Genomic DNA, 23,137 nt, shown 5'->3' on the forward strand with positions numbered 1-23,137 from the left:
ACTTTTGTCAGCCCTTTTTTGTAATCGTAAAATTTTCAACGAGTAAACGCCAATTTTGCGGGAATGGTAAACCAATTTTCCAGTAACTAATACCGCCTATACCTTGTTCTTTCATTAAATTGAATTTACTTTGAACAGACCGTGAATCTTCAAACCAAACTTCGTGTTGCACGCCGTTTTCATCAAAATAATTAAAATGAGGGGCTTGGGCTGTGAAATCATAACGAATAGGAACATTATATTTACGAGCTAGTGCAACAGCTGCGACAGAGCTAATTGCTTTTGCGGGTGGATTTCCTTGTTTAAATGGAAGCTTCCAATCAAATCCGTATAAATTTTGCCCCATCATAATTTTTTGGGGAGGCATTTGAGATTTTGCATATTGAAGTACTTCTTTTACAGGACCGATAGGAGAAATCGCCATCGGTGGCCCGCCCTGCCATCCCCAGTCGTATGTCATAATGACGACGAAATCAACAATTTGCCCTTGCGCTTTATAATCGTGAGCTTCGAAAAATTTTCCCTTTTGATTTGAACTTGTTTTCGGCACGAGAGTTGTGCTCAATGTGTACCCGCTAGGTAAGCGTGTTTTTACATTTCGTAAAAAGCGATTATACGCTTCGCGGTCTTCAGGTGCTACACTTTCGAAATCGAAATGAATGTCTCGCATGCCATATTTCTCAGCTGTTTGCAAAATGTTTGTAATAAATTTGTTTTGAATCGTTGCGTCGCGTAAAATAACCGATGTTAGATCGGCACTGAAATTACCATTTTCAATATTTGTAATAACGAGCATAGGGATTGTTTTACCTTGCGTTGCAATATTAGCGATTTTAGCTGTTTCAGTAGGTTCTTTTAATGTGCCATCTCTTTTTGCTTCAAAACTAAAATAAGCTAAATATGTTAAAAATGGATTGATGGCACGTGTAGCATTAACTAAACTCTCTTTAATCGGTATAGTGGAAGGCTGTAAATAAGCGATGGATTCTACAGCTCGTTTTGTACCTTTTGGTACGTATAATTGTTGTCCGACATGGAGAATAGATTTTAAAGATAAATTATTAACTTTAGCTAAACTAGCGAGGGGGACATTATATGTTTGAGAAATTCGATATAGGCTGTCACCAGGCTGTACATAATAATTATTTCCTTTCGTATTAACGATAAGTGCCTGACCAACAACGAGCGTTTCAGCTGGATTTAGTCCATTGTCTTTTACTATTTCGTCAGGTGTTGATCCATATTTTGATGCCAAGCTATATACGCTATCACCGCTACGAACCGTTACAATTTGAATCATATGCTGGCTCCTTTCAGTAAAAGATTCACTGTTTTTATTTTATTTTTGATGTTACTGTATTATGATTAAATGTATGCAAGGCAGCAGAAGTGAAAGAAGGCGAATATACATATGTTTGTAGCAGAACATGAAGTTGAAATCCGTTATGCGGAAACAGATCAAATGGGTGTTGTTTACCATTCAAACTACTTAGTGTGGCTTGAGTTAGGTCGCACGAAACTTATACAAGATTTAGGTTTTTCATATGTTGAAATGGAGAAAGAAGGGATTATTTCTCCTGTGTTAGATTTACAAATTTCATATCGTAAAGCGATGCGTTACGGAGAAAAAGCAATCGTAAAAACATGGGTAGATACTGTGAGCCCACTTCGCGTTGTATATGGATATGAAATATATAATGGTGATGGTGAACTGTGTATTACTGCAAGTACGACGAATATTTGTGCGAAAAAAGAAGGGTTCCGTCCTGTATCATTTAAAAAGTTATATCCTGAGTGGTATGCGAAATATGAGGAAATTAAGAAAAAATAAAAAAGCGTGGCAGAAGCCACGTTTTTTTATTTTTCATAATTAAATTGTGGGAAGTCGTCACCTTCGTTAAGTGTAACAGATAAATTATGTCCATCGAAGAACCATTCATCATCGCCTTCAATAAAGAAGTTAATGCCTTCTTCTTGAATTTGAACAGCAGGGTGTGCAGGATCATCTTTACGAATACCTAAAGAAAGTCCTTTTTGCACAGTACTGCAACCACCGTATTGTACGAAAAAGCGTAGTGTTTCATTTGATTGTAAGTTTAATTCATTTTTATACCATTGTGCTGCTTCTTTTGTTACGGAAAGATTCATGTATAGTTCCTCCAAATTATGTTGCTTTTTCTTTAGTATAAAAAATAACGCAAAAAGACGCTATTAATATGCTTCACGTTTTCTTTTTGCGTTATGTGGGTTACGATCTTATTTTTGCTTTTTTGAAAAGTTTGCTTTTGGTTCAGTTTTATTTATAATTCGTCCGATATTTGCACGGTGTTTATAAATAACCATACCTGCTAATAAACACATCGCAATAATGAAGATTTTATCCCCGCTAACAATGGATGCAATAACAGCAACAACTGCTGTTACCATAGAAGAAAGTGATACGTATCTTGTTGTAAATAAAAGGGTGAAAAATACAAAAGCCAATATTGCAAAAACAACTGGTGAATAGCATAATAGTACCCCAGCAGAAGTTGCAACTGCTTTACCACCGCGGAATTTTGCGAAGATTGGATAGACATGTCCAAGAACAGCCGCTAACCCGAACCATAGTGGGTGAATATCTAATCCGAAAATCATTGGTAGACTTGTTGCTAAAGTCCCTTTTAAAATGTCAGCAATTGTAACGGTAAAACCTGCTTTTTTCCCTAATGTGCGGAATGTGTTTGTTCCGCCTAGATTACCGCTCCCGTGCTCACGAATATCGATTCCGTAGCCAATTTTTCCAACAACTAGTGCAAATGGAATCGAGCCAAGTAAGTAGGCAACGATAAATAAAAGATATGTAGTAACCATAAGTTCAGTCTCCTTTATTCAAATGTGTTGATAAAGGGTAAAAAGAGTTTTTCCCGTATATTGTACCATACATTTGTAAAGAGCACATTTCTTTTTTGTAAATGAAAAATTCATTATTTCGTGAAAAAAATTTCACAGTAATGTTACATTTCTCACAGAAACAGTAAGACTATATGTAGTAACATTTTAATCAAAAGATAACAACATATTGGTGGAGGGTTATAAATGTTACAAAATAATACACGTGGAGAAGAAGAATTAATGAAAGTGTTCGAGACAATAGTCCACGGCAATGAACAAGATTTAATGCAAGAAAATGCAAATGTAGACGGCCGCTCTCCAATGGGCGTAATGGGAACCTTCGCATCTGAGAGTGCAAAATATTATGCTGTTGAGAATTTATTGTCAGATCAAGTGAAAAAAGCAATAAATGAAAATATATTATATCCACATGATTTAGATTTTTATGCGACAGGAACGACGACTTGTTCACAAATTCCGTTAGCACAAATGCTTGCTAACGGTTTTCATACGGGGCATGGACATATGAGACAACCGCAAGACATTAAAAGTGCATTGGCTCTTGCGTCTATTATTTTTCAAGCGAATCAAAATATGCAGCATGGTGGTCAATCGTTTGCACTCTTTGATATTGATTTAGCACCTTATGTACGAAAAACAATTGAGAGACATAAAAAACGATTACAATCATATCCGCTTACGAAAGAACAAATAGAAGAATTTGCATGGAAAGAAACGGAAAATGATACGTATCAAGCGTGTGAGGCTTTCGTTCATAATTCGAATAGTATGCATAGTAGGGGCGGAGGACAAGTCCCGTTTATTTCTATTAATTACGGAACAGATACATCAAAAGAAGGAAGAATGTTAATTAAACAACTTTTAAAAGCGACACAAGCTGGACTTGGTAAAGGAGAGACACCGATTTTTCCGATTCAAATTTTCAAGATGAAAAAAGGTGTGAATTTTGAAGAAAGTGATCCGAACTACGATTTATTTGAATTAGCATTAGAGACAACCGCAGAGCGATTATTCCCTAACTTTTCATTTTTAGATGCGCCGTTTAATGCAGTGCATTATGATGGAAGACCAGAAAGTGAAGTATGTTACATGGGATGTCGTACCCGTGTTATGTCTAATATACATGGAGAAGAAACAGCGATTGGTAGAGGGAATTTATCATTTACGTCTATTAATTTAGTGAAATTAGCGTTAATTAGTGGTTCAAAAGAAGCGTTTTTTGAAGCGCTAAACTATTATTTAGATTTAGGAATTAAGCAGCTATTAGAAAGATATGCGTATCAATGTACGAAGCGAGCAAGAGATTTTCAGTTTTTATATTCACAAGGTGTATGGCGTGGTGGAGAAACGTTGCAGCCTGAAGACTCCGTAGCCTCGATTTTAAAACAAGGGACGTTAAGTATTGGTTTTATCGGTCTTGCGGAATGTTTAGTAGCTTTAACAGGAAAGCATCATGGGGAAGATGAAGAATCATGGAAACTTGGGTATGAAATTATTTCCTTTATGAGAGATAGAATGGATAAAGCGACAGAAGAACATCAACTGAATTTCTCAGTAATTGCAACTCCAGCAGAAGGATTATCAGGGAAGTTTGTGAAAAAAGATAGAGAAGAATTTGGCGTGATTAGCGGTATAACGAACCATAATTACTATACGAATTCATTCCATATTCCAGTTTATTATAACATTCAAGCGATAAATAAAATCCGTTTAGAGGGCCCGTTCCATGCTCTCTGTAATGGAGGACACATTACTTATATTGAACTAGACGGAGCAGCAATGCATAACAAAAAGGCATTAAAACAAATTGTACAAGCTATGGTAGAACATGGCGTTGGATACGGTTCAATTAATCATCCTGTTGACCGTTGTAAGTGCTGTAGTTATCACGGGGTTATTGGGAATGAATGTCCAAGTTGCGGGAATGAAGATGAGGCTAATATAGAAAGAATTCGCCGTATAACAGGCTATCTTGTAGGAGATATGTCGAAGTGGAATAGTGCGAAACGTAGTGAAGAGATAGATCGGGTGAAACATAAATGAAAGTGATGAATATTATTCATGATAGTGTAGTAGATGGAGAAGGATTGCGGACAGTCGTGTTTTTTGCGGGCTGTCCGCATCGTTGCGTTGGTTGCCATAATCCGAAATCATGGAATATTTGCAATGGAACGGAAATGACAGTAGAAGAAATTGTGAAAGAGATTGCAAGTAATCCATTAACTGATGTAACATTTTCAGGTGGAGATCCATTTTTTCAAGCTGCTGAAGTGAAAAAGGTAGCAAAAATCGTGAAAGATTTTAAAAAAAACCTATGGATGTATACAGGTTATACGTTAGAAGAGATACAGAGTTCTCAAAATAATGATATGATAGAGTTGTTACATTATGGGGATGTTTTAGTCGATGGAAGGTTTGAAATTGAGAAAAAAGATTTAACACTTCCATTTCGCGGAAGCTCCAATCAACGTATTATTCGATTGAAAGAGTAAAAAGGCGGGATAGATGATATGAATAAAACAGTATTGCTTGTTGAAGATGAAAGAAGATTACGTGAAATTGTTAGTGATTATTTTCGTAATGAAGGCTTTGAAGTAATCGAAGCAGAAGATGGAAAAAAAGCGTTAGAGTTATTTGCAGAGCATGAAATTGATTTAATTATGTTAGATATTATGTTACCAGAAATAGATGGATGGTCTGTTTGTAGAAGAATTAGAAAAGAATCAGCAGTACCAATTATTATGTTGACAGCACGTTCGGATGAGGATGATACATTGCTAGGTTTCGAATTAGGTGCAGACGAGTATGTAACGAAACCATTTAGCCCGAAAGTATTAGTAGCTCGTGCAAAGACGTTATTGAAACGTGCGGATGGTGCGGTAGGAGTAGCGGAAGAAAATGCTATGTCTTTAGCTGGAATAGAAGTAAATCGTCTATCTAGAACTGTTTTAGTAGATGGAGAAGAAATTATATTGACACATAAAGAATTTGAACTTCTTGTGTATTTAATGGAGAACAAAGGAATCGTGTTATCACGTCAACATTTATTAGATCAGTTATGGGGATATGACTATTACGGTGATGACCGAACGGTTGATACCCATATTAAAAAACTTCGAAATAAGCTAGGAGATAAAGCGAAGCATATCGGTACTGTTATTCGAGTTGGTTATAAATTTGAAGAATAATCTAGAGCGATTTGTGTAATTTAGCCTAGGGAAATGGCGATTTTATACTCTCTTTTGAAGGTAAAATGTACAAAAAATACTTTTTTTGTCTACAATGTTAGATAAGTGTATTTTTTTAATTGGATTTCACGATGAGTTCACAAGAAGGACACAAAACGTGACTATACTGAAAATACGAATTCACCAGAGAGGGGAAATAAAACATGGGATATTACGACGGACCAAATTTAAATGAAGAGCATAGTGAAACGAGAGAAGTGAGAAAATCAGGTAGTAAAAAAGGCTATTTCTTCACAGGTTTAGTGGGAGCTGTAGTCGGAGCGGTTTCGATTAGTTTTGCAGCACCATATATGCCATGGGCTCAAAATAATGGAGCGCCAGTATCATCATTTAGTTCGGATTCAAAAGTAGAAGGTACTGTAGTTCCTGTTGTAAATAAAGCGAAAAATGAAACTGATTTACCTGGTATGATTGAAGGGGCGAAAGATGTTGTTGTAGGTGTTATTAATATGCAACAAAGTGTTGATCCATTTGCAATGCAACCGACAGGTCAAGAACAACAAGCTGGTTCAGGATCAGGTGTTATTTATAAAAAAGCAGGGAATAAAGCATATATTGTAACAAACAACCATGTAGTGGATGGAGCAAATAAACTTGCTGTGAAGCTGAGCGACGGAAAGCAAGTTGATGCGAAATTAGTTGGTAAGGACCCTTGGTTAGACTTAGCAGTTGTTGAAATTGATGGATCTAATGTAAATAAAGTTGCCACTTTAGGTGATTCAAGTAAACTTCGTGCGGGTGAAAAAGCCATTGCAATCGGTAACCCGCTAGGATTTGATGGAAGTGTAACGGAAGGTATAATCAGTAGTAAAGAACGCGAAATTCCGGTTGATATTGATGGCGATAAACGACCAGATTGGCAAGCACAAGTTATTCAAACAGATGCAGCGATTAACCCTGGTAACAGTGGTGGTGCATTATTTAACCAAAATGGTGAAATAATTGGGATTAATTCAAGTAAAATTGCACAACAAGAAGTTGAAGGAATTGGATTTGCTATTCCAATTAATATCGCAAAACCAGTTATTGAATCTCTTGAAAAAGATGGAGTAGTAAAACGTCCAGCGCTTGGAGTAGGTGTTGTTTCATTAGAAGATGTGCAAGCTTATGCAGTCAATCAATTGAAAGTACCGAAAGAAGTAACTAATGGTGTTGTATTAGGTAAAATTTACCCAATCTCACCGGCTGAAAAAGCTGGTTTAGAGCAATATGATATTGTAGTAGCATTAGATAATCAAAAAGTAGAGAATGCTCTTCAATTCCGTAAATATTTATATGAAAAGAAAAAAGTAGGCGAGAAAGTAGAAGTTACATTCTACCGTAACGGTCAAAAAATGACGAAATCGGCTACTTTAGCAGATAATTCAGCTACAAAGAATCAATAATCGAAATAAAAGAAAGTCTCTTTCATATTGAAAGAGACTTTCTTTATCGGCTATACTAAAGGAATAGGAGGGATTAATTATGACAATTGAAAACCCAACTCGTACGGAAATTGGTGAAGTGCTAAAGAAAAGCAAAACAATTGCGGTTGTTGGATTATCAGATAAGCCAGAACGTACATCGTATATGGTTTCAAAAGCAATGCAAGATGCTGGATACCGCATTATTCCAGTTAATCCAACAGTAGATGAGGTGCTTGGAGAAAAGGCAGTTTCTTCACTAAAGGATATTAAGGAACACGTTGACATAGTAAATATATTTCGTCGCTCAGAGTTTTTAATGGATGTTGCAAAAGAATTTGTAGAGATTGATGCAGATGTTTTTTGGGCACAATTAGGAGTACAAGATGAGGATACATATAAACTTTTAAAAGAAAAAGACTATACTGTAATAATGGATCGTTGTATTAAAGTAGAACATGCGATGACAAAATAGTATAGATTTAAAGGTAGAAAGATTGATTCAGCCCTCATTATAGATAAGTAGGGCCGATGAACGAGGTGTTCATCATGAGATTTTTTAAAGGCTGTTTTTGGGGATTGTTACTTGTAATCCCGTTTTGGATCTTGATCATTTGGATCATAATAAAGGTTTGGAATGTGTAATCTTGGAATACATATCCATTTCTCGTTGACAAACGATTATTTTTCTGAAATAGTAGCCTAGAGGAATCCTTGTGAGAAAACAAGGATTTTTCTATTGAAAATGGTATATAAAAGAGATAAGATAACTTGCCAAAACGATAGTCGAGGCGTTATTCTATAATAGAAACATATGTTCTGATTTTGGATTAGGAAAGGGGCAAGGAGTTTGGCGAAGCATCAGTTCCAATATAATGAAGATGCGATTCAAGTGTTAGAAGGACTTGAAGCCGTTCGAAAACGCCCGGGTATGTATATCGGGAGCACGGACAGCCGTGGATTGCATCATTTAGTATATGAAATAGTAGATAACTCCGTTGACGAAGCGTTAGCGGGATTTGGCGACGAAATTTCAGTCGTAATACATAAAGATAATAGTATTAGCGTTATAGATAAAGGGCGAGGAATGCCTACGGGAATGCATAAACTTGGGAAACCTACACCTGAAGTTATTTTAACTGTACTTCATGCCGGTGGTAAGTTTGGTCAAGGTGGTTACAAAACGAGTGGTGGTTTACATGGTGTTGGGGCATCAGTTGTAAACGCCTTGTCTGAATGGTTAGTCGTAACGATTAAGCGTGACGGAAATATTTATGAACAACGCTTTGAAAATGGTGGTATTCCTGTAACGACGCTTGAGAAAATCGGAAAGACGAAAGAATCTGGTACAACAATGCATTTCAAACCAGATACAACGATCTTCAGCACTACAAATTATAACTATGAAACATTATGTGAGAGATTACGCGAATCTGCATTCTTATTAAAAGGGATGAAAATCTCAATAAAAGATGAACGAAATGATTTAGAAGATGTCTTTCATTATGAAACAGGAATTGAAGCTTTCGTTTCCTATTTAAACGAAGAAAAAGATTCCATTCATCCAGTTGTATATTTCACTGGTGAACAAAATGGGATTGAAGCAGAACTAGCATTTCAATTTAACGATGGCTACTCAGAAAATATTCTTTCGTTTGTAAATAATGTACGTACAAAAGATGGTGGAACACATGAAGCTGGATTTAAAACAGCGATGACGCGTGTGTTTAACGAGTATGCTCGTAAAGTAGCACTATTAAAAGAAAAAGATAAAAACTTAGAAGGTACAGATATTCGTGAAGGTGTAGCGGCTATCGTTTCGGTACGTGTACCAGAAGAAGTGCTTCAGTTTGAAGGGCAAACGAAGGGGAAACTAGGTACAAGTGAAGCGCGTTCTTCAATTGATGCCATTGTATCTGAGCATTTAGCATACTTTTTAGAAGAAAACCCTGATGTAGCTACACTTCTTGTGAGAAAAGCAATTAAAGCAGCACAAGCCCGTGAAGCAGCCCGTAAAGCAAGAGAAGAAGCGCGTAGTGGTAAGAAAAAGAAAAAATCAGAAGGTACGTTAAGCGGGAAATTAACACCTGCACAATCACGTAACCCGCAAAAAAATGAACTATACCTAGTAGAGGGTGACTCTGCCGGTGGTTCTGCGAAACAAGGACGAGACAGACGTTTCCAGGCCGTATTACCGTTACGTGGTAAAGTAATTAATACAGAAAAAGCAAAGCTTGCTGATATCTTTAAAAATGAAGAGATTAATACAATCATTTATGCGATTGGCGGCGGTGTAGGAAATGAATTTGATGTTGAAGATATTAACTACGATAAAGTTGTAATTATGACCGATGCCGATACCGATGGAGCTCATATTCAAGTATTGTTATTAACGTTCTTCTACAGATATATGAAGCCACTTATCGAAGCTGGTAAAGTATTTATCGCACTTCCTCCTTTATACAAAGTAAGTAAAGGAAAAGGTAAGAGTGAGGTAATTGAATACGCTTGGTCAGATGAGGAATTAGACGGTGTAACGAAAAAAGTTGGAAAAGGCTATATGTTACAACGTTATAAAGGACTTGGTGAAATGAATGCGGATCAATTATGGGAAACAACAATGAATCCTGAAACACGTACATTAATTCGCGTAAAAATTGATGATGCAGCAAGAGCAGAGCGTCGCGTTACAACGTTAATGGGCGATAAAGTAGAACCGCGCCGTAAATGGATTGAACGTAATGTACAGTTTGGTATGCAAGAAGAAGGAAATATTTTAGAAAATGAAATGATTATGGAGACGGAGGTGGAATAACATGCAAGCAGAGAAGTTTCATGACCTCCCGCTTGAAGACGTGTTAGGTGATCGCTTTGCACGTTATAGTAAATATATTATTCAAGATCGTGCACTTCCAGATGCACGTGATGGCTTAAAGCCAGTACAAAGACGTATTTTATATTCTATGTATGTAGAAGGTAATGTACATGATAAAGCGTTTCGTAAATCAGCTAAAACAGTAGGTAATGTTATCGGTAATTATCATCCACATGGAGATTCCTCTGTATATGAAGCAATGGTACGCTTAAGCCAGACTTGGAAAGTACGTAATGTTTTAGTTGAAATGCATGGTAATAACGGTAGTGTTGATGGGGACCCAGCGGCAGCGATGCGTTATACGGAAGCTCGTTTATCACCAATTGCATCTGAATTATTACGTGATCTTGATAAAGAAACAGTTGAATTCGTGTCAAACTTTGATGATACGAGTGAAGAACCAGTTGTATTACCAGCAGCGTTCCCCAATTTATTAGTGAACGGATCTACAGGGATTTCCGCTGGTTATGCAACAGAAATTCCTCCGCATCATCTTGGAGAAGTTATTGATGCTACAATGATGCGTATTGATAAGCCAAATAGTACTGTTGATGATTTATTAACAGTTATGAAAGGACCAGATTTCCCAACAGGCGGTATTATTCAGGGGATTGATGGTATTAAAAAGGCATATGAAACAGGTAAAGGTAAAATTATTATTCGCGGAAAAGCAGAAGTTGAAACAGTGCGCGGTGGGAAACAACAAATTGTAATCACTGAAATTCCTTACGAAGTGAATAAGGCAAACCTTGTAAAGAAAATGGATGAATTACGTCTAGATAAAAAGTTAGATGGTATTGCTGAGGTGCGTGATGAGACAGATCGTACTGGTTTACGAATTGTTGTTGAATTAAAGAAAGAAGCAAACGCCGAAGGTATTTTAAATTATTTATATAAAAATACAGATTTGCAAATTCCATATAACTTTAATATGGTAGCGATCAATAATCGTCGTCCAACACTTATGACATTACCGAAAATTTTGGATGCTTATATTGGACATCAAAAAGAGGTTATTACGAGACGTTCGCAATATGAATTAAGAAAAGCAGAAAATCGTCAACATATTGTAGAAGGTTTAAAGAAAGCATTATCGATTTTAGACCAAGTAATCGAGACAATTCGAGCTTCAAAAGATAAACGTAACGCGAAAGATAATTTAAGTGCAAAATTTGGCTTTACAGAAGCACAGGCAGAAGCAATTGTTTCCTTGCAATTATATCGCTTAACGAATACAGACATTACAGCGTTACAAGAAGAAGCAGATGAGCTTAATAAGAAAATTATTGAGCTACAGGCAATTTTACAAAGTGAAAAAAGATTACTTCAAGTAATTAAAACAGATTTAAAGAGAGTTAAGAAAACATATAGTGATGATCGACGCGCGATTATTGAAGATCAAATCGAGGAAATTAAAATCGATGTAGAAGTGATGATCCCACAAGAAGATGTCATCGTTACTGTAACGAAAGAAGGATATGTGAAACGTACTGGATGGCGCTCACATAATGCCTCGAACGGCAAAGACTTCGGTATGAAAGAGGGTGACATCTTACTTGAACGATTCGATACGAATACGACAGAGACAGTCCTCTTATTTACGAATAAAGGAAACTATATATATCTGCCAGTATACGAAATGCCAGATATTCGTTGGAAAGATTTAGGTCAGCACGTTGCTAATATCGTTTCACTCGACCGGGATGAAACAATCATTTGGGCAACGGTTGTACCGAACTTTGAGGAAGAAAAACGATTTATCGTATTTGTAACACGAAATGGTATGATAAAGAAAACAGAATTAAATCAATATAAAGTTCAGCGTTATTCAAGGGCATTCGTTGCTGTAAACTTGAAAAAAGATGATGAAGTTGTCGATATATTTGCGACAGATGGAACGAGTGATATCGTTCTTGCTACACACGGTGCATATGCACTTATTTTCCATGAAGATGAAGTAAGTCCAGTCGGTGTAAGAGCTGCTGGAGTGAAAGCAATTAATTTAAAAGAAGATGACTATGTCGCTTCTGGTAAACCGTTAAATGGTGATAAAGATCAACTTATTCTCGTAACACAGCGCGGTGCTGTAAAACGTCTAAAAGCATCAGAAATTGAAAAATCAACGAGGGCGAAACGAGGTCTAGTTATTTTCAAAGAATTAAAACGTAATCCGTACCGCATTGTCGGTATTGAAATTGTTCGGAACGATGAATTAGTTTACATGAAGACAGAGAAAAACATTGTAGAAGAGATTGATCCGAAAGCGTATCGAAATAAAGACCGGTATAGTAATGGTAGCCTAGTGCTAGATGTTAATGATACTGGTGAAGTAGTAGAAACGTGGACGAAGAAAAGACCAGAATAAAGAGGGCATCTTGCTATGAATAATAGCAAGATGCTTTTTTCTAGGCAATTTATTATGTAAATAATAATAATCTTGTTATAATAACTGGATGAAATCGTTCTCATAAAGTGAAACTTTAATCAATGGGATTTTCTTTATCCACATTGATTATTAGTTGAATCAATCGGGCTTTAACGAGCAGTTGATTCCTCACCTAATTCCTTAGCTTTCGCTGAATTTTGAGTTAGGAATCTTACTGCCCGTTAGAGCGGGACAAATGGAGGGGCAACATGAAAAAAATAGGTGTAGGGATTGTAGGATTTGGTTTTTCAAGTACGACATTTCATATCCCACTATTACAAACGATAGAAGAATATGATATTCGTGCTGTATTATCCTCAAAAGAAGAGGTAGTAAAAGAAACATTACCAAACGCTAATGTTGTTAGTACAATTGATGAATTGGTGAAGCGAGCTGATGTTGACTTAGTTGTTATTACATCACCTAATACAACTCATTTTCCATATGTAAAAGAAGCAATTTTAAACGGTAAGCATGTTGTTGTAGAAAAACCATTTGTTGTTTCAATTGAAGAAGGGGAAGAGCTTATTTTATTAGCAGAGCAGCATAATGTAATGTTAAGCGTATATCATAATCGTCGTTTTGATAATGATTTCTTAACAATTAAGAAATTGTTAGGAGAAAACAGAGTAGGGAATGTATATGCATATGAATCGAATTTTGATCGTTTCCGTCCACATGTACGTGATCGATGGAGAGAAAAAAATCTACCAGGCTCCGGTATATTATATGATTTAGGATCGCATTTAATTGACCAAGCGTTATCAATATTCGGGAAACCAGATGCTATAAGTGCAGATGTAATAAAACAACGACCAGGTGCAGAGGTGGATGATTATTTCCACATAGAACTTCATTACGGAGTTAAACGTGTCATTTTACGTAGTAGTAGTTATGTGAAAAAAGCTGGACCGCATTTTATAGTGCATGGAGAGAAAGGTTCTATCGTGAAGTACGGTATGGATTCGCAGGAAGAGCAATTAAAAAATGGAATGAAGCCAGGTGATAACGGTTATGGAGTAGACGATGAAGAGAATTTTGCTACTTTAGAAACAGAAGAAAGCTTAGAGCGTATTCCAACAGAAGTCGGTTGTTATAACAATTATTATAAAGGTGTACGAGATAGTATATTAAATGGTGAGAAACTACCTGTAACAGCAAAAGAAGGTTTAGATGTTATTAAACTGATTCAATTAGCGATTGAAAGCAGTGAAAAGGGTAGAGTCATTTCTATAAAATAAAAAGACACGAAATTCGTGTCTTTTTATTTTTGTGGAACAGAAAGACCATAGAAGAACATCGTAACGATATCTTGTATATGTTTTTCGCGATCTCCTTCAAGAAGTTGTGCTCCAAATTCATCACCTAACTTTGTAAACATTTGAATGTAAAGTAACATCATTTCTTTAGTAAGGTGTGGATTAATTTCGTTTTTGCGCTGAGCTCGTTCTAATATTTCTAAATACCAGGGCAGGATTTTTTCATTTTGATAACTATAAATAAACTTACGGAGTTCTTCGTCCCTTTGCATCATTTGTAGTAACATATCAGGTTGAAATAATCCGCCAGTATTCATTTTTCTTACAATCATTTTTTGCATCATATCATGAAAAGGTAATTTTTCTTCCGCAAGCTCTTTATAATATTGAAATTCAGATATGATAAATTCTTGTATAAGCTCCCTAAATAACGCATCTTTACTTCCGAAATGATTATAAATTGTAACTTGAGAAACGTTTGCTTCTTTTGCGATATGTTCTATTTTCACTTCATTAAATCCACGTTCTGAAAATAATACGAATGCTGCTTCTTTAATGGCACGCTTTTTCTTTTCTTTTACTCTTTCAAAGCCGTTCAATGCAATCACCTCACTTAAAATATACAAGAAAAAATAATGGAAAACAATAATTTTGAAATATGGACTAATAAATATTTCAAAAAATTGTTGCGAATATGGAAGATGAGGAGTACAATAATTTTGAAATATCACATATTAAATATTTCAAAAAATGAGGTGGAATTATGATTTCAGTTCAAGATGTCACAAAACAGTTTTCGAATGGAAAAGGTTTGTTTCATATTACATTTGATGTAAAAGAGGGAGAAGTATTTGGTTATTTAGGACCGAATGGTGCCGGAAAATCAACGACGATTCGTAATTTAATGGGATTTATAAAACCGACAGCTGGTAAAGCGACAATTTTTGGATTAGATTGTTGGAATGAAGCAGCGAAAATTCAAAGGGAAGTTGGTTATCTACCGGGTGAAATTTCTTTTATTGAAGGAATGAACGGATTAGAATTTTTAAAATTAATGCAAGGAATGCGTGGATTAAAGGATACAAAAAGACGAGATGAACTGATAGAGCGTCTGCAATTTGATGTGAAAACACCGATTCGCAAAATGTCTAAAGGAATGAAGCAAAAAGTAGGGATAGTCGCTGCATTTATGCACGATCCAGAGGTGTTAATTTTAGATGAACCAACATCTGGACTTGATCCACTTATGCAGCAAGTGTTTATAGATTTAATATTAGAGGAAAAGCAAAGAGGAAAAACAATCCTAATGTCATCACATATTTTCACTGAAATTGAGAGAACTTGTGACAGAGTAGCTATTATTAAAGATGGTCGACTCGTAACGGTTGAAAATATTCACGATTTACAAAGTATGAGAAGACAGGTGATAGATGTAATAGTATCATCACAAGAAGAGATTGAGTCCCTTACAAAGTGTAATTTGCAATTTGAAGCGGTAAAAGGCAGAGAGGCATCTATCATTGTACAAGGAAATTATCAAACTGTTTTACAAACACTTTCAAACTATAATGTAACGGCACTTCAAACGAGAGCGATGGATTTAGAACATTTATTTATGCATTATTACGATAAGAAAGAAGGGATAGCGCATGAATAAGCGATTATTTTTAGCTAGTTTGAAAGAAACACAAAAAAGTATTTTGAGTTATGCGTCTGGTGCAGCTTTATATCTGTGGTTATTAATTTGGATATTCCCGTCAATGGTATCAGCGAAAGGGCTAAATGAATTAATAGCTGCCATGCCTGATAGTGTGAAAAAAATCGTTGGTATGGAAAGTCCGATTCAAAACGTAATGGATTTTTTAGCGGGCGAATACTATAGTCTATTGTTTATTATCATTTTAACAATTTTTTGCGTAACAGTTGCGACACATTTAATTGCTCGTCATGTAGATAAAGGAGCAATGGCATACTTGCTAGCAACGCCTGTATCTAGAGTACGAATCGCAATTACGCAAGCGGCTATTCTTATATTAGGACTACTGATTATTGTAGCGGTTACGTATGTAGCGGGTATAGTAGGTGCAGAATGGTTTTTAGAGGATAATAACTTAAATAAAGAATTATTTTTGAAGATAAATGTAGTCGGAGGGCTCATATTTTTAGTCGTTAGTGCCTATTCATTTTTCTTTTCTTGTATATGTAATGACGAAAGAAAAGCACTAAGTTATTCAGCGAGTTTAACTATCTTATTTTTCGTATTAGATATGGTAGGGAAGTTAAGTGATAAGTTAGAATGGATGAAAAACCTATCATTATTCACGCTGTTTCGTCCGAAAGAAATTGCTGAAGGATCATATAATATATGGCCGGTAAGTATAAGTTTAACTGCTGTAGCGCTTTGTATTTTTATCGTAGCGATTGTAGTATTTAGGAAGAGGGATTTACCGTTATAAAGTAGAAAGTCCACTGAGAAAGTGGGCTTTTTTTATTTGTAAATTTAAACTAGTATGTTCATTGCATCCTTATAAAGGATATTTATCTTTTTAATTACAAAAATATTCAAAAAAGTGAACCTTTTTCTAGGTTCATACGTCTAATACATGTAAAGTTAAATTGGAAGTGATGAAGTGAGGATGAAACAGGAGGAGCGATTGTGAAAGTAATCCCTTTATATAAAATGATTATAAAAGAAGAAACGGATGTTTCTTTAGCGAAAAAAGGTGATCATGAAGCCTTTATAGCGCTTATACATACAGAAAAAGTGAAAATGTATCGAATAGCAAAGGCGATGTTACGTGATGAGACAAATATAGAGGATGCGATACAGACAACAATTTTAAAAGCCTATGAAAATATAAAAAAATTAAAAAAAGAAGAATTTTTTCAAACTTGGTTAATTCGAATACTAATAAATGAGTGTAACAATATTATTAGAGCTTATAAAAAGGTAATTGTGACAGAAGAGAATGATTACAATATGAGTGCGTGTGATCAGTATGAAGATATAGATTTGTGTAATGCGATTCAATCGTTACATGAAGAATTAAGAGCTGTTACGGTGCTTTATTACTATGAAGACATGAATCAAGAGAGTATAGCAAAGCTGTTAGAAATACCGAAAGGAACAGTGAAATCAAGATTATCACGTGCGAGGGAACAACTACAAAAACGATTAAAGATGGAATAGGGGGTGCAAAGGATGGATAATGAAAAATTATTTGATGAGAAATTAAAAAAGAGAATAAAAGATGAAAATGTTATAGTACCTCCAGAGTTAAATGAAAAGATTAATGGCACGGTACATAATCTTAAGGTAAAAAAGAAGAGTTACAAAATTTATATGATGATAATTAGTGCAGCGGTTTGTATACTTTCAGTGGTATCTATGTCTGAGTTTTCTATACAAAGTTTTGCGCAAAACGGTGGAGTATTTGAATATGTAAAGAAAAAAGCATTTTCTGATTATGAAAATGAAGAAGAAATAAAATCGAATGTACATTATCCAGATAAAGAAAAGATTCATCAAAAGATGCTAGATTCTATTGATTATTTTAAAAATATTTCAGGACAATTTGAGGAATATTCTAGCTCATCAAGAATTGCTACAACATATAAGTATGCGATTGATACGGAGAAACAAAGAGGTATCTCTTCGAAAGAAGATAAACTAGCGAAAAAACGAACAATTATATATAACGAGGGCAAGAAAAAAGAGTTTGATGATGAGAAGTATACCTATAAAGAGACAAAATGGAACCCGAAAGAAAGAAACAATGAACTATTAAAATTAAATCCTACGGAAAGGGTAGTGAGAAAATCAGATGAGAAAAAGAGATATGATGATGAATATGTAGGGCTAGCTAAATATAGTATTCAATCAGAATTTGCAGATTTGTTAATTCGATATAAAGATTGGAATTATAAAGAAACGAAATATCTTGGATTAGATTGTTACAAAATTGAAGGAGTTATCAACATAGAGATGCCTGTTAGCACCTCTGAAGATTTAAGAGGGAAATTCGAAATGGTTGTGGAGAAAAATACAGGGATTATGTTGAAATTTCTTAGTTTTCAAGAAGGCTTGATTCAATATTCAGTTACGACTGAATGGATACAAATAGATAAGGGATTGAAAGAAAGTATGTTTCAAAAGGATAGCGCTAAATATGAAAAAATGAAAAACATATTTGATGAATAGAGACAGGAGGAGAGTAGATGGGGAATCATTCATCTTTAAGAGAAGAGAAAATTAAGCAAAAATATAAAAAGAAAACGATAATAAGTTTACTACTGGCGGTATTACTATTTGGTGGAATTGGCTATGGAGCTTATGTATATATGAAAACTTCTAGTCTCGTACAAAAATCTAATTTGAATTTAGCACGAGGTGAAAAATCCAATTTACGTGAGAAATCTGTAAAGCCAATTGCAAATCATGTTTCACTTTTAATTATGGGAATTGATGAAAATCAAGAACGACAAAAGGAATATAATGGTGCATTTCATACAGATGCATTACTGTTAGCGACTTTTAATAAAGATGATAAAACAGTGAAATTAACGAGCATACCGCGTGATACATACACATATGTTCCAGTTGAAAAGAAAAAAGATAAAATAACCCATGCATATGGAAGTGGTTTCGTTAAAAATGGTAAAGATGGAGGACCGCAAGCTTCTGTGGAAGCGGTAGAAAAATTGTTACAGGTGCCTGTTGATTATTTTGTGAAATTTAATTTTGGTTCCTTTACTAAAATTGTTGATGGGTTAGATGGTATTGAAGTGGATGTCCCAGTTGAATTTACGGAGCAAAATAGTAAAGATGAACCTGATACGATTCATTTGAAAAAAGGATTACAAAAATTAAATGGGGAAGAAGCACTCGCACTAGCAAGAACGCGTCATATTGATAGTGATGCAATGAGAGGACAGCGCCAACAACTTGTTATTGAAGCGATTTTAAGTAAATTAAAAAGTGTAGGATCGATTACGAAGCTAGAAAAAATAGTTGAGGCGGTTGATGGTGATTTTAAAACAAATTTAGTAATGGACGATATTTTATCTTTTTATAAATACGGTTTAAACGGTTCAGTTGAAAAAATACAATTAGCTGGTGATGATTTATACTTACCTAATGGCCCAAACGGGCAACGTGTATATTATTATAATCCTAATAAAAAAGATCTACAGAGTTTGAGTAATACTCTTAGAACACATCTAGGATTAAGTGAAAAGCAAATTGAGGAGAATTAAAGCAGATGTAATGTCTGCTTTTTTATTTTTGTCTAATGGTATGACATTTAGTTTTTAATGTTATATACTATTTAAGAATTAGAGTTAATAGTGTAACATAATAGTAGGGTTCAAGTTAAGTAGCAAGGGGGCTATCACATAGAATAAATGTTATTGCTTAAAATAGTTTGGGAGAAATGAAAATACAGGGGAGTAGCAAAAATGAGAATTGCAAAGAATTTAACATTCCAAGTGATTGTGGCCATTATTTGTGGTATTGCAGTAGGGGCAATTTGGCCGAGTGTTGGACAACAAATGAAGCCAATTGGTGAAACATTCATCAATATGATTAAAATGGTTATTGCACCGATTATCTTTTTAACAATTGTACTCGGTATTGCAAGTATGGGAAGTATGAAAAAGGTAGGCCGTGTTGGTGGGAAGGCACTATTATATTTTGAAATTGTTACAACAGCTGCTTTAATTATTGGTATCATCGTAGCGAATGTTGTGCGTCCCGGAGATGGATTAGATCCCTCAAAACTAAAAGGCGGAGATGTTTCACAATATGTACAAAGCGGGCAAGAAATGAAATGGATGGATTTCTTTTTACATATTGTGCCGTCTAACATGTTTGAAGCATTTGCAAAAGGTGATATTTTACAAGTGTTATTCTTCTCCATTTTATTCGGCGCAGGATTAACGATGTTAGGGAAAAATGGACAACCGGTTATTGATTTTTTTGAAAGATTATCGAAAGTATTTTTTAACATTTTATCAATTGTAATGAAATTAGCACCGGTTGGAGCATTCGGTGGGATGGCATTTACAATTGGGAAGTATGGTTTAAGCACGCTCATACCACTTGGCAAATTAATGATTTGTGTATATGCGACAATGGCATTATTTGTTTTTATTGTTTTAAATTTTATTTGTAAACTGTATAAATTTAGTTTGTGGAAATATTTAGCTCATATTAAAGAAGAATTACTTATTGTTCTCGGGACATCATCGTCAGAATCAGTACTGCCGCGAATGATGACAAAGATGGAAGACTTCGGGTGTTCGAAACCGGTAGTAGGTTTAGTCATTCCAACAGGCTATTCTTTTAACTTAGATGGAACAACAATTTATTTATCGATGGCTACTATATTTTTAGCACAAGTTTTCCACGTCGATCTTTCACTAGGTCAACAATTAACTATAATAGCTATTTTATTAGTTACATCTAAAGGAGCAGCAGCAGTAACCGGCGGGGGATTCATTGTGCTAGCATCTACTCTATCTGCAATGAATGTTATCCCATTAGAAGGTTTAGCGTTATTACTTGGTGTAGATCGTTTCATGTCAGAAGCACGTGCTATCGTTAATTTAATTGGTAACGGTATTGCAACTGTAGTTGTTGCAAAAAGTGAAAATGAATTTGATGATGAGAAGTATACGAGAGTAGTAGAGGAAATGAAACGAAAAAAAATGGCCGGGTAAAAAGTCAGCTTTGCTGACTTTTTTATTTTTGTAGAAAAGATGTTTTTAGATATATGCATTATTTATTAGCAATAATTAACAAGTATTCAAGTGGTAAATGAGATGAAAGTGATTAAAACAACGAATGTGTATGAATGCGAAATAAGGTTTGAACAACATATGGCATTTTTATGAATATTACTGTAAAAAAATAATTTTTTAAAAATTTTCAATAATAATACTTTACAAAAATTAAAAAATTAGTAGAATAAGAATTAGTAAGAATCGTCTGATAAATATATAGAGAAAAACAGAATTATCAGAAAATTCTTTAATAGCTATCGTTAAGAATTAGGGAGGGTACAAAATGAAAAAGAAACAAATGAAAAAACTAACAGCAGTTGTAGCACCGGTTTTAGCAATGAGCATGGCGTTAACAGCATGTTCTACATCAGGCGGAGATAAAAAGACAAGCACAAACTCAAGTGGAGATAGCAAGTCAGAGGGAAAATTGGCGGCAAAACAAGTGTTGAATCGAACAGTAAACCAAGAGATTCCAACGATGGATTCTTCTAAATCAACAGATACAGTATCTTCACAAATGCTAGGGAATACGATGGAAGGATTATATCGTCTTGATAAAGATAATAAGCCTATTCCAGCTGCAGCAGAATCTAGCACGAAAAGTGAAGATGGTAAAAAATATACGTTCAAACTACGTAAAGATGCAAAATGGTCAAATGGAGATCCAGTAACGGCGAAAGATTTCGTATATGCTTGGCAACGTCTATTAGATCCAAAAACAGCTGCTGAGTATGCATTTATCGCATTCCCAATTAAAAATGCAGAAGTGGTTAATAAAGGTGAAAAACCTGTAGCTGAATTAGGAGTGAAAGCGGTAGATGATCTTACGCTTGAAGTTGAATTAGAGCAAGCGGTACCGTACTTCTTAAACTTAGTAGCATTCCCATCGTACTACCCATTAAATGAAAAATTCGTAAAAGAAAAAGGGGAGAAGTTCGGTATAGAGTCTGATACAACAGTTTATAATGGACCGTTCGTTCTTAAAGATTGGAAGCATGAACAAGGATGGCAATTAAAGAAAAATGATCAATATTGGGATAAAAAGACTGTAAAACTTGAAGAAGTTAACTTCAGTGTTGTTAAAGAACCAGCAACTCTTATCAATTTATATGATAGCGGTCAAGTTGACTTTGCTTTATTAACTGGAGAGTTCGTAGATAAATACAGAAATAAGAAAGATGAATTCGGAACATATTCACAAGTGAGTACGTATTTCATTCGTATGAACCAAAAACGTGATGGACAAGATACACCATTAAAGAGTAAAAAGTTACGTGAAGCAATTGCACTATCAGTTGATAAAAAGAATTTAGCAAACGTAATTTTAAATGATGGATCAAAAGAAGCTGACTTCTTAGTACCAAAAGGTTTAGCAACTGGACCAGACGGTAAAGACTTCCAAGAAACGTTTAAGAATGGTTTAAAACCAAATGCTAAAAAAGCTGCTGCAGCTTGGGAAGAAGCGAAAAAAGAGCTAGGTAAAGACCAAGTTACAATTGAATTCTTAAACTATGATACTGGTAATGCGAAAAAAGTTGGAGAATATATTAAGGACCAAATTGAGAAGAACTTAAAAGGTGTAACAGTTAACATTAAACTTCAGCCATTTAAGCAAAAACTAAAATTAGAATCTGAGCAACAATATGATATTTCATACGGTGGTTGGAATCCAGATTATGCAGATCCAATGACGTTCTTAGATATGTTTGAGACTGGACATTCTCATAACCAAATGAGCTTCTCTGACCCTAAATATGACGGCATGGTGAAAAAAGCTGGAACGGAATTAATGAGCGATGCGAAAAAACGTTGGGAAGAGTTAGGAAAAGCTGAAAAAACATTACTTGAAGAAGATGTAGCGATTGTACCTTTATATCAACGAGGAGATTCTTATGTTTTACAACCAAATGTAAAGGGAGTAGTAAAACATAATATCAGTCCAGAATTTAGCTTTAAGTGGGCATATGTGACTGAAAAATAATAGAGTTGAAAAAGCATTTAAAAGTGGCTTAGCTACTTTTAAATGCTTTTTTTGTGAGCTTAAAATACTAATTTTTAGTGTGGTTAAATAGAGGCGAATAAGGTGTATAGTATGTACATATAGTAGATGGGGGATAAATCCTACTAAATTAAAAAATAAGAATATTTAAAATGAAACTATTTACAAGTACGAAAAAAAGAGTAGAATAACATTAGTTGTAATTTTCTGAAAAATAAATCTTTAGTAAGGGGTCTCTCAAGGATTGGTA

Annotated in this window: 20 protein-coding genes; 16 read left to right on the plus strand and 4 right to left on the minus strand. The window is 34.9% G+C overall.

From position 1 onward, the window contains the following. Window positions 1–7: 7 nt before the first annotated feature. Complete coding sequence (locus CGQ22_RS13950; RefSeq protein WP_000614855.1) at window positions 8–1,300, minus strand: glycoside hydrolase family 18 protein; 1,293 nt, start codon at window positions 1,298–1,300, stop codon at window positions 8–10. A 111-nt stretch (window positions 1,301–1,411) separates the two neighbouring features. Here CGQ22_RS13950 and CGQ22_RS13955 point away from each other — a divergent pair, with 111 nt between their 5' ends. Further along, a complete protein-coding gene (locus tag CGQ22_RS13955; protein WP_000495812.1) occupies window positions 1,412–1,831 on the plus strand; it encodes an acyl-CoA thioesterase in 420 nt (139 codons plus the stop codon). Window positions 1,832–1,857: 26 nt separating this feature from the next. Here the strand turns inward: CGQ22_RS13955 and CGQ22_RS13960 are convergent, their stop codons facing one another. Then, window positions 1,858–2,148 (minus strand): HesB/YadR/YfhF family protein, encoded by a 291-nt coding sequence (locus tag CGQ22_RS13960; protein ID WP_001054453.1) that lies wholly within the window; start codon window positions 2,146–2,148, stop codon window positions 1,858–1,860. 108 nt (window positions 2,149–2,256) lie between these two features. After that, window positions 2,257–2,853: a glycerol-3-phosphate 1-O-acyltransferase PlsY gene (gene plsY, locus CGQ22_RS13965; protein WP_089148863.1), complete on the minus strand. Its 597-nt coding sequence runs from the start codon at window positions 2,851–2,853 to the stop codon at window positions 2,257–2,259. A gap of 225 nt (window positions 2,854–3,078) precedes the next feature. On the opposite strand from plsY, the gene CGQ22_RS13970 reads away from it, so the two are divergent. From CGQ22_RS13970 to CGQ22_RS14010, 8 genes are all read left to right on the plus strand, one after another. Next, window positions 3,079–4,938, plus strand: a complete 1,860-nt coding sequence (locus CGQ22_RS13970; protein WP_089148864.1) for an anaerobic ribonucleoside triphosphate reductase — start codon at window positions 3,079–3,081, stop codon at window positions 4,936–4,938. Further along, a complete protein-coding gene (gene nrdG, locus CGQ22_RS13975; protein WP_000867074.1) occupies window positions 4,935–5,387 on the plus strand; it encodes an anaerobic ribonucleoside-triphosphate reductase activating protein in 453 nt (150 codons plus the stop codon). Before CGQ22_RS13970 ends, nrdG begins: the two co-directional genes overlap by 4 nt. An 18-nt stretch (window positions 5,388–5,405) precedes the next feature. Further along, complete coding sequence (locus tag CGQ22_RS13980; RefSeq protein ID WP_001044679.1) at window positions 5,406–6,083, plus strand: response regulator transcription factor; 678 nt, start codon at window positions 5,406–5,408, stop codon at window positions 6,081–6,083. A gap of 203 nt (window positions 6,084–6,286) precedes the next feature. Continuing rightward, complete coding sequence (locus CGQ22_RS13985) at window positions 6,287–7,528, plus strand: S1C family serine protease (RefSeq protein ID WP_000542646.1); 1,242 nt, start codon at window positions 6,287–6,289, stop codon at window positions 7,526–7,528. A 79-nt stretch (window positions 7,529–7,607) separates the two neighbouring features. Further along, window positions 7,608–8,021 (plus strand): CoA-binding protein, encoded by a 414-nt coding sequence (locus CGQ22_RS13990; protein WP_000151386.1) that lies wholly within the window; start codon window positions 7,608–7,610, stop codon window positions 8,019–8,021. A 375-nt stretch (window positions 8,022–8,396) separates the two neighbouring features. After that, window positions 8,397–10,361, plus strand: a complete 1,965-nt coding sequence (gene parE, locus CGQ22_RS14000; protein ID WP_001062193.1) for a DNA topoisomerase IV subunit B — start codon at window positions 8,397–8,399, stop codon at window positions 10,359–10,361. A gap of 1 nt (window position 10,362) precedes the next feature. After that, window positions 10,363–12,786: a DNA topoisomerase IV subunit A gene (gene parC / locus CGQ22_RS14005; RefSeq protein WP_089148865.1), complete on the plus strand. Its 2,424-nt coding sequence runs from the start codon at window positions 10,363–10,365 to the stop codon at window positions 12,784–12,786. A gap of 269 nt (window positions 12,787–13,055) precedes the next feature. Continuing rightward, window positions 13,056–14,087: an oxidoreductase gene (locus CGQ22_RS14010; RefSeq protein WP_000719766.1), complete on the plus strand. Its 1,032-nt coding sequence runs from the start codon at window positions 13,056–13,058 to the stop codon at window positions 14,085–14,087. 23 nt (window positions 14,088–14,110) lie between these two features. Here the strand turns inward: CGQ22_RS14010 and CGQ22_RS14015 are convergent, their stop codons facing one another. Continuing rightward, complete coding sequence (locus CGQ22_RS14015; RefSeq protein WP_116777626.1) at window positions 14,111–14,713, minus strand: TetR/AcrR family transcriptional regulator; 603 nt, start codon at window positions 14,711–14,713, stop codon at window positions 14,111–14,113. 155 nt (window positions 14,714–14,868) lie between these two features. On the opposite strand from CGQ22_RS14015, the gene CGQ22_RS14020 reads away from it, so the two are divergent. The 7 genes from CGQ22_RS14020 to CGQ22_RS14050 all read left to right on the plus strand — a co-directional run bounded on the left by CGQ22_RS14020 (window position 14,869) and on the right by CGQ22_RS14050 (window position 22,869). After that, window positions 14,869–15,762 carry an ABC transporter ATP-binding protein gene (locus CGQ22_RS14020; protein WP_000626564.1) on the plus strand — a complete coding sequence of 298 codons (894 nt, stop codon included), beginning with the start codon at window positions 14,869–14,871 and terminating at the stop codon, window positions 15,760–15,762. Beyond that, window positions 15,755–16,561 (plus strand): ABC transporter permease subunit, encoded by an 807-nt coding sequence (locus tag CGQ22_RS14025; protein ID WP_046945597.1) that lies wholly within the window; start codon window positions 15,755–15,757, stop codon window positions 16,559–16,561. Before CGQ22_RS14020 ends, CGQ22_RS14025 begins: the two co-directional genes overlap by 8 nt. 200 nt (window positions 16,562–16,761) lie before the next feature. Next, window positions 16,762–17,295 (plus strand): sigma-70 family RNA polymerase sigma factor, encoded by a 534-nt coding sequence (locus CGQ22_RS14030; protein WP_000864721.1) that lies wholly within the window; start codon window positions 16,762–16,764, stop codon window positions 17,293–17,295. 12 nt (window positions 17,296–17,307) lie between these two features. After that, window positions 17,308–18,306 carry a hypothetical protein gene (locus CGQ22_RS14035; RefSeq protein WP_000368249.1) on the plus strand — a complete coding sequence of 333 codons (999 nt, stop codon included), beginning with the start codon at window positions 17,308–17,310 and terminating at the stop codon, window positions 18,304–18,306. A gap of 17 nt (window positions 18,307–18,323) precedes the next feature. Next, window positions 18,324–19,361, plus strand: a complete 1,038-nt coding sequence (locus CGQ22_RS14040; RefSeq protein WP_000526720.1) for an LCP family protein — start codon at window positions 18,324–18,326, stop codon at window positions 19,359–19,361. 201 nt (window positions 19,362–19,562) lie between these two features. Beyond that, window positions 19,563–20,825, plus strand: a complete 1,263-nt coding sequence (locus CGQ22_RS14045) for a dicarboxylate/amino acid:cation symporter (RefSeq protein WP_001216973.1) — start codon at window positions 19,563–19,565, stop codon at window positions 20,823–20,825. A 346-nt stretch (window positions 20,826–21,171) separates the two neighbouring features. After that, window positions 21,172–22,869, plus strand: a complete 1,698-nt coding sequence (locus tag CGQ22_RS14050) for a peptide ABC transporter substrate-binding protein (RefSeq protein ID WP_000730150.1) — start codon at window positions 21,172–21,174, stop codon at window positions 22,867–22,869. The last annotated feature ends 268 nt before the right edge of the window (window positions 22,870–23,137 follow it).

Origin of the sequence: Bacillus sp. M13(2017) (genome assembly GCF_002218325.1) — a bacterium.
GTDB lineage: Bacteria > Bacillota > Bacilli > Bacillales > Bacillaceae_G > Bacillus_A > Bacillus_A thuringiensis_K.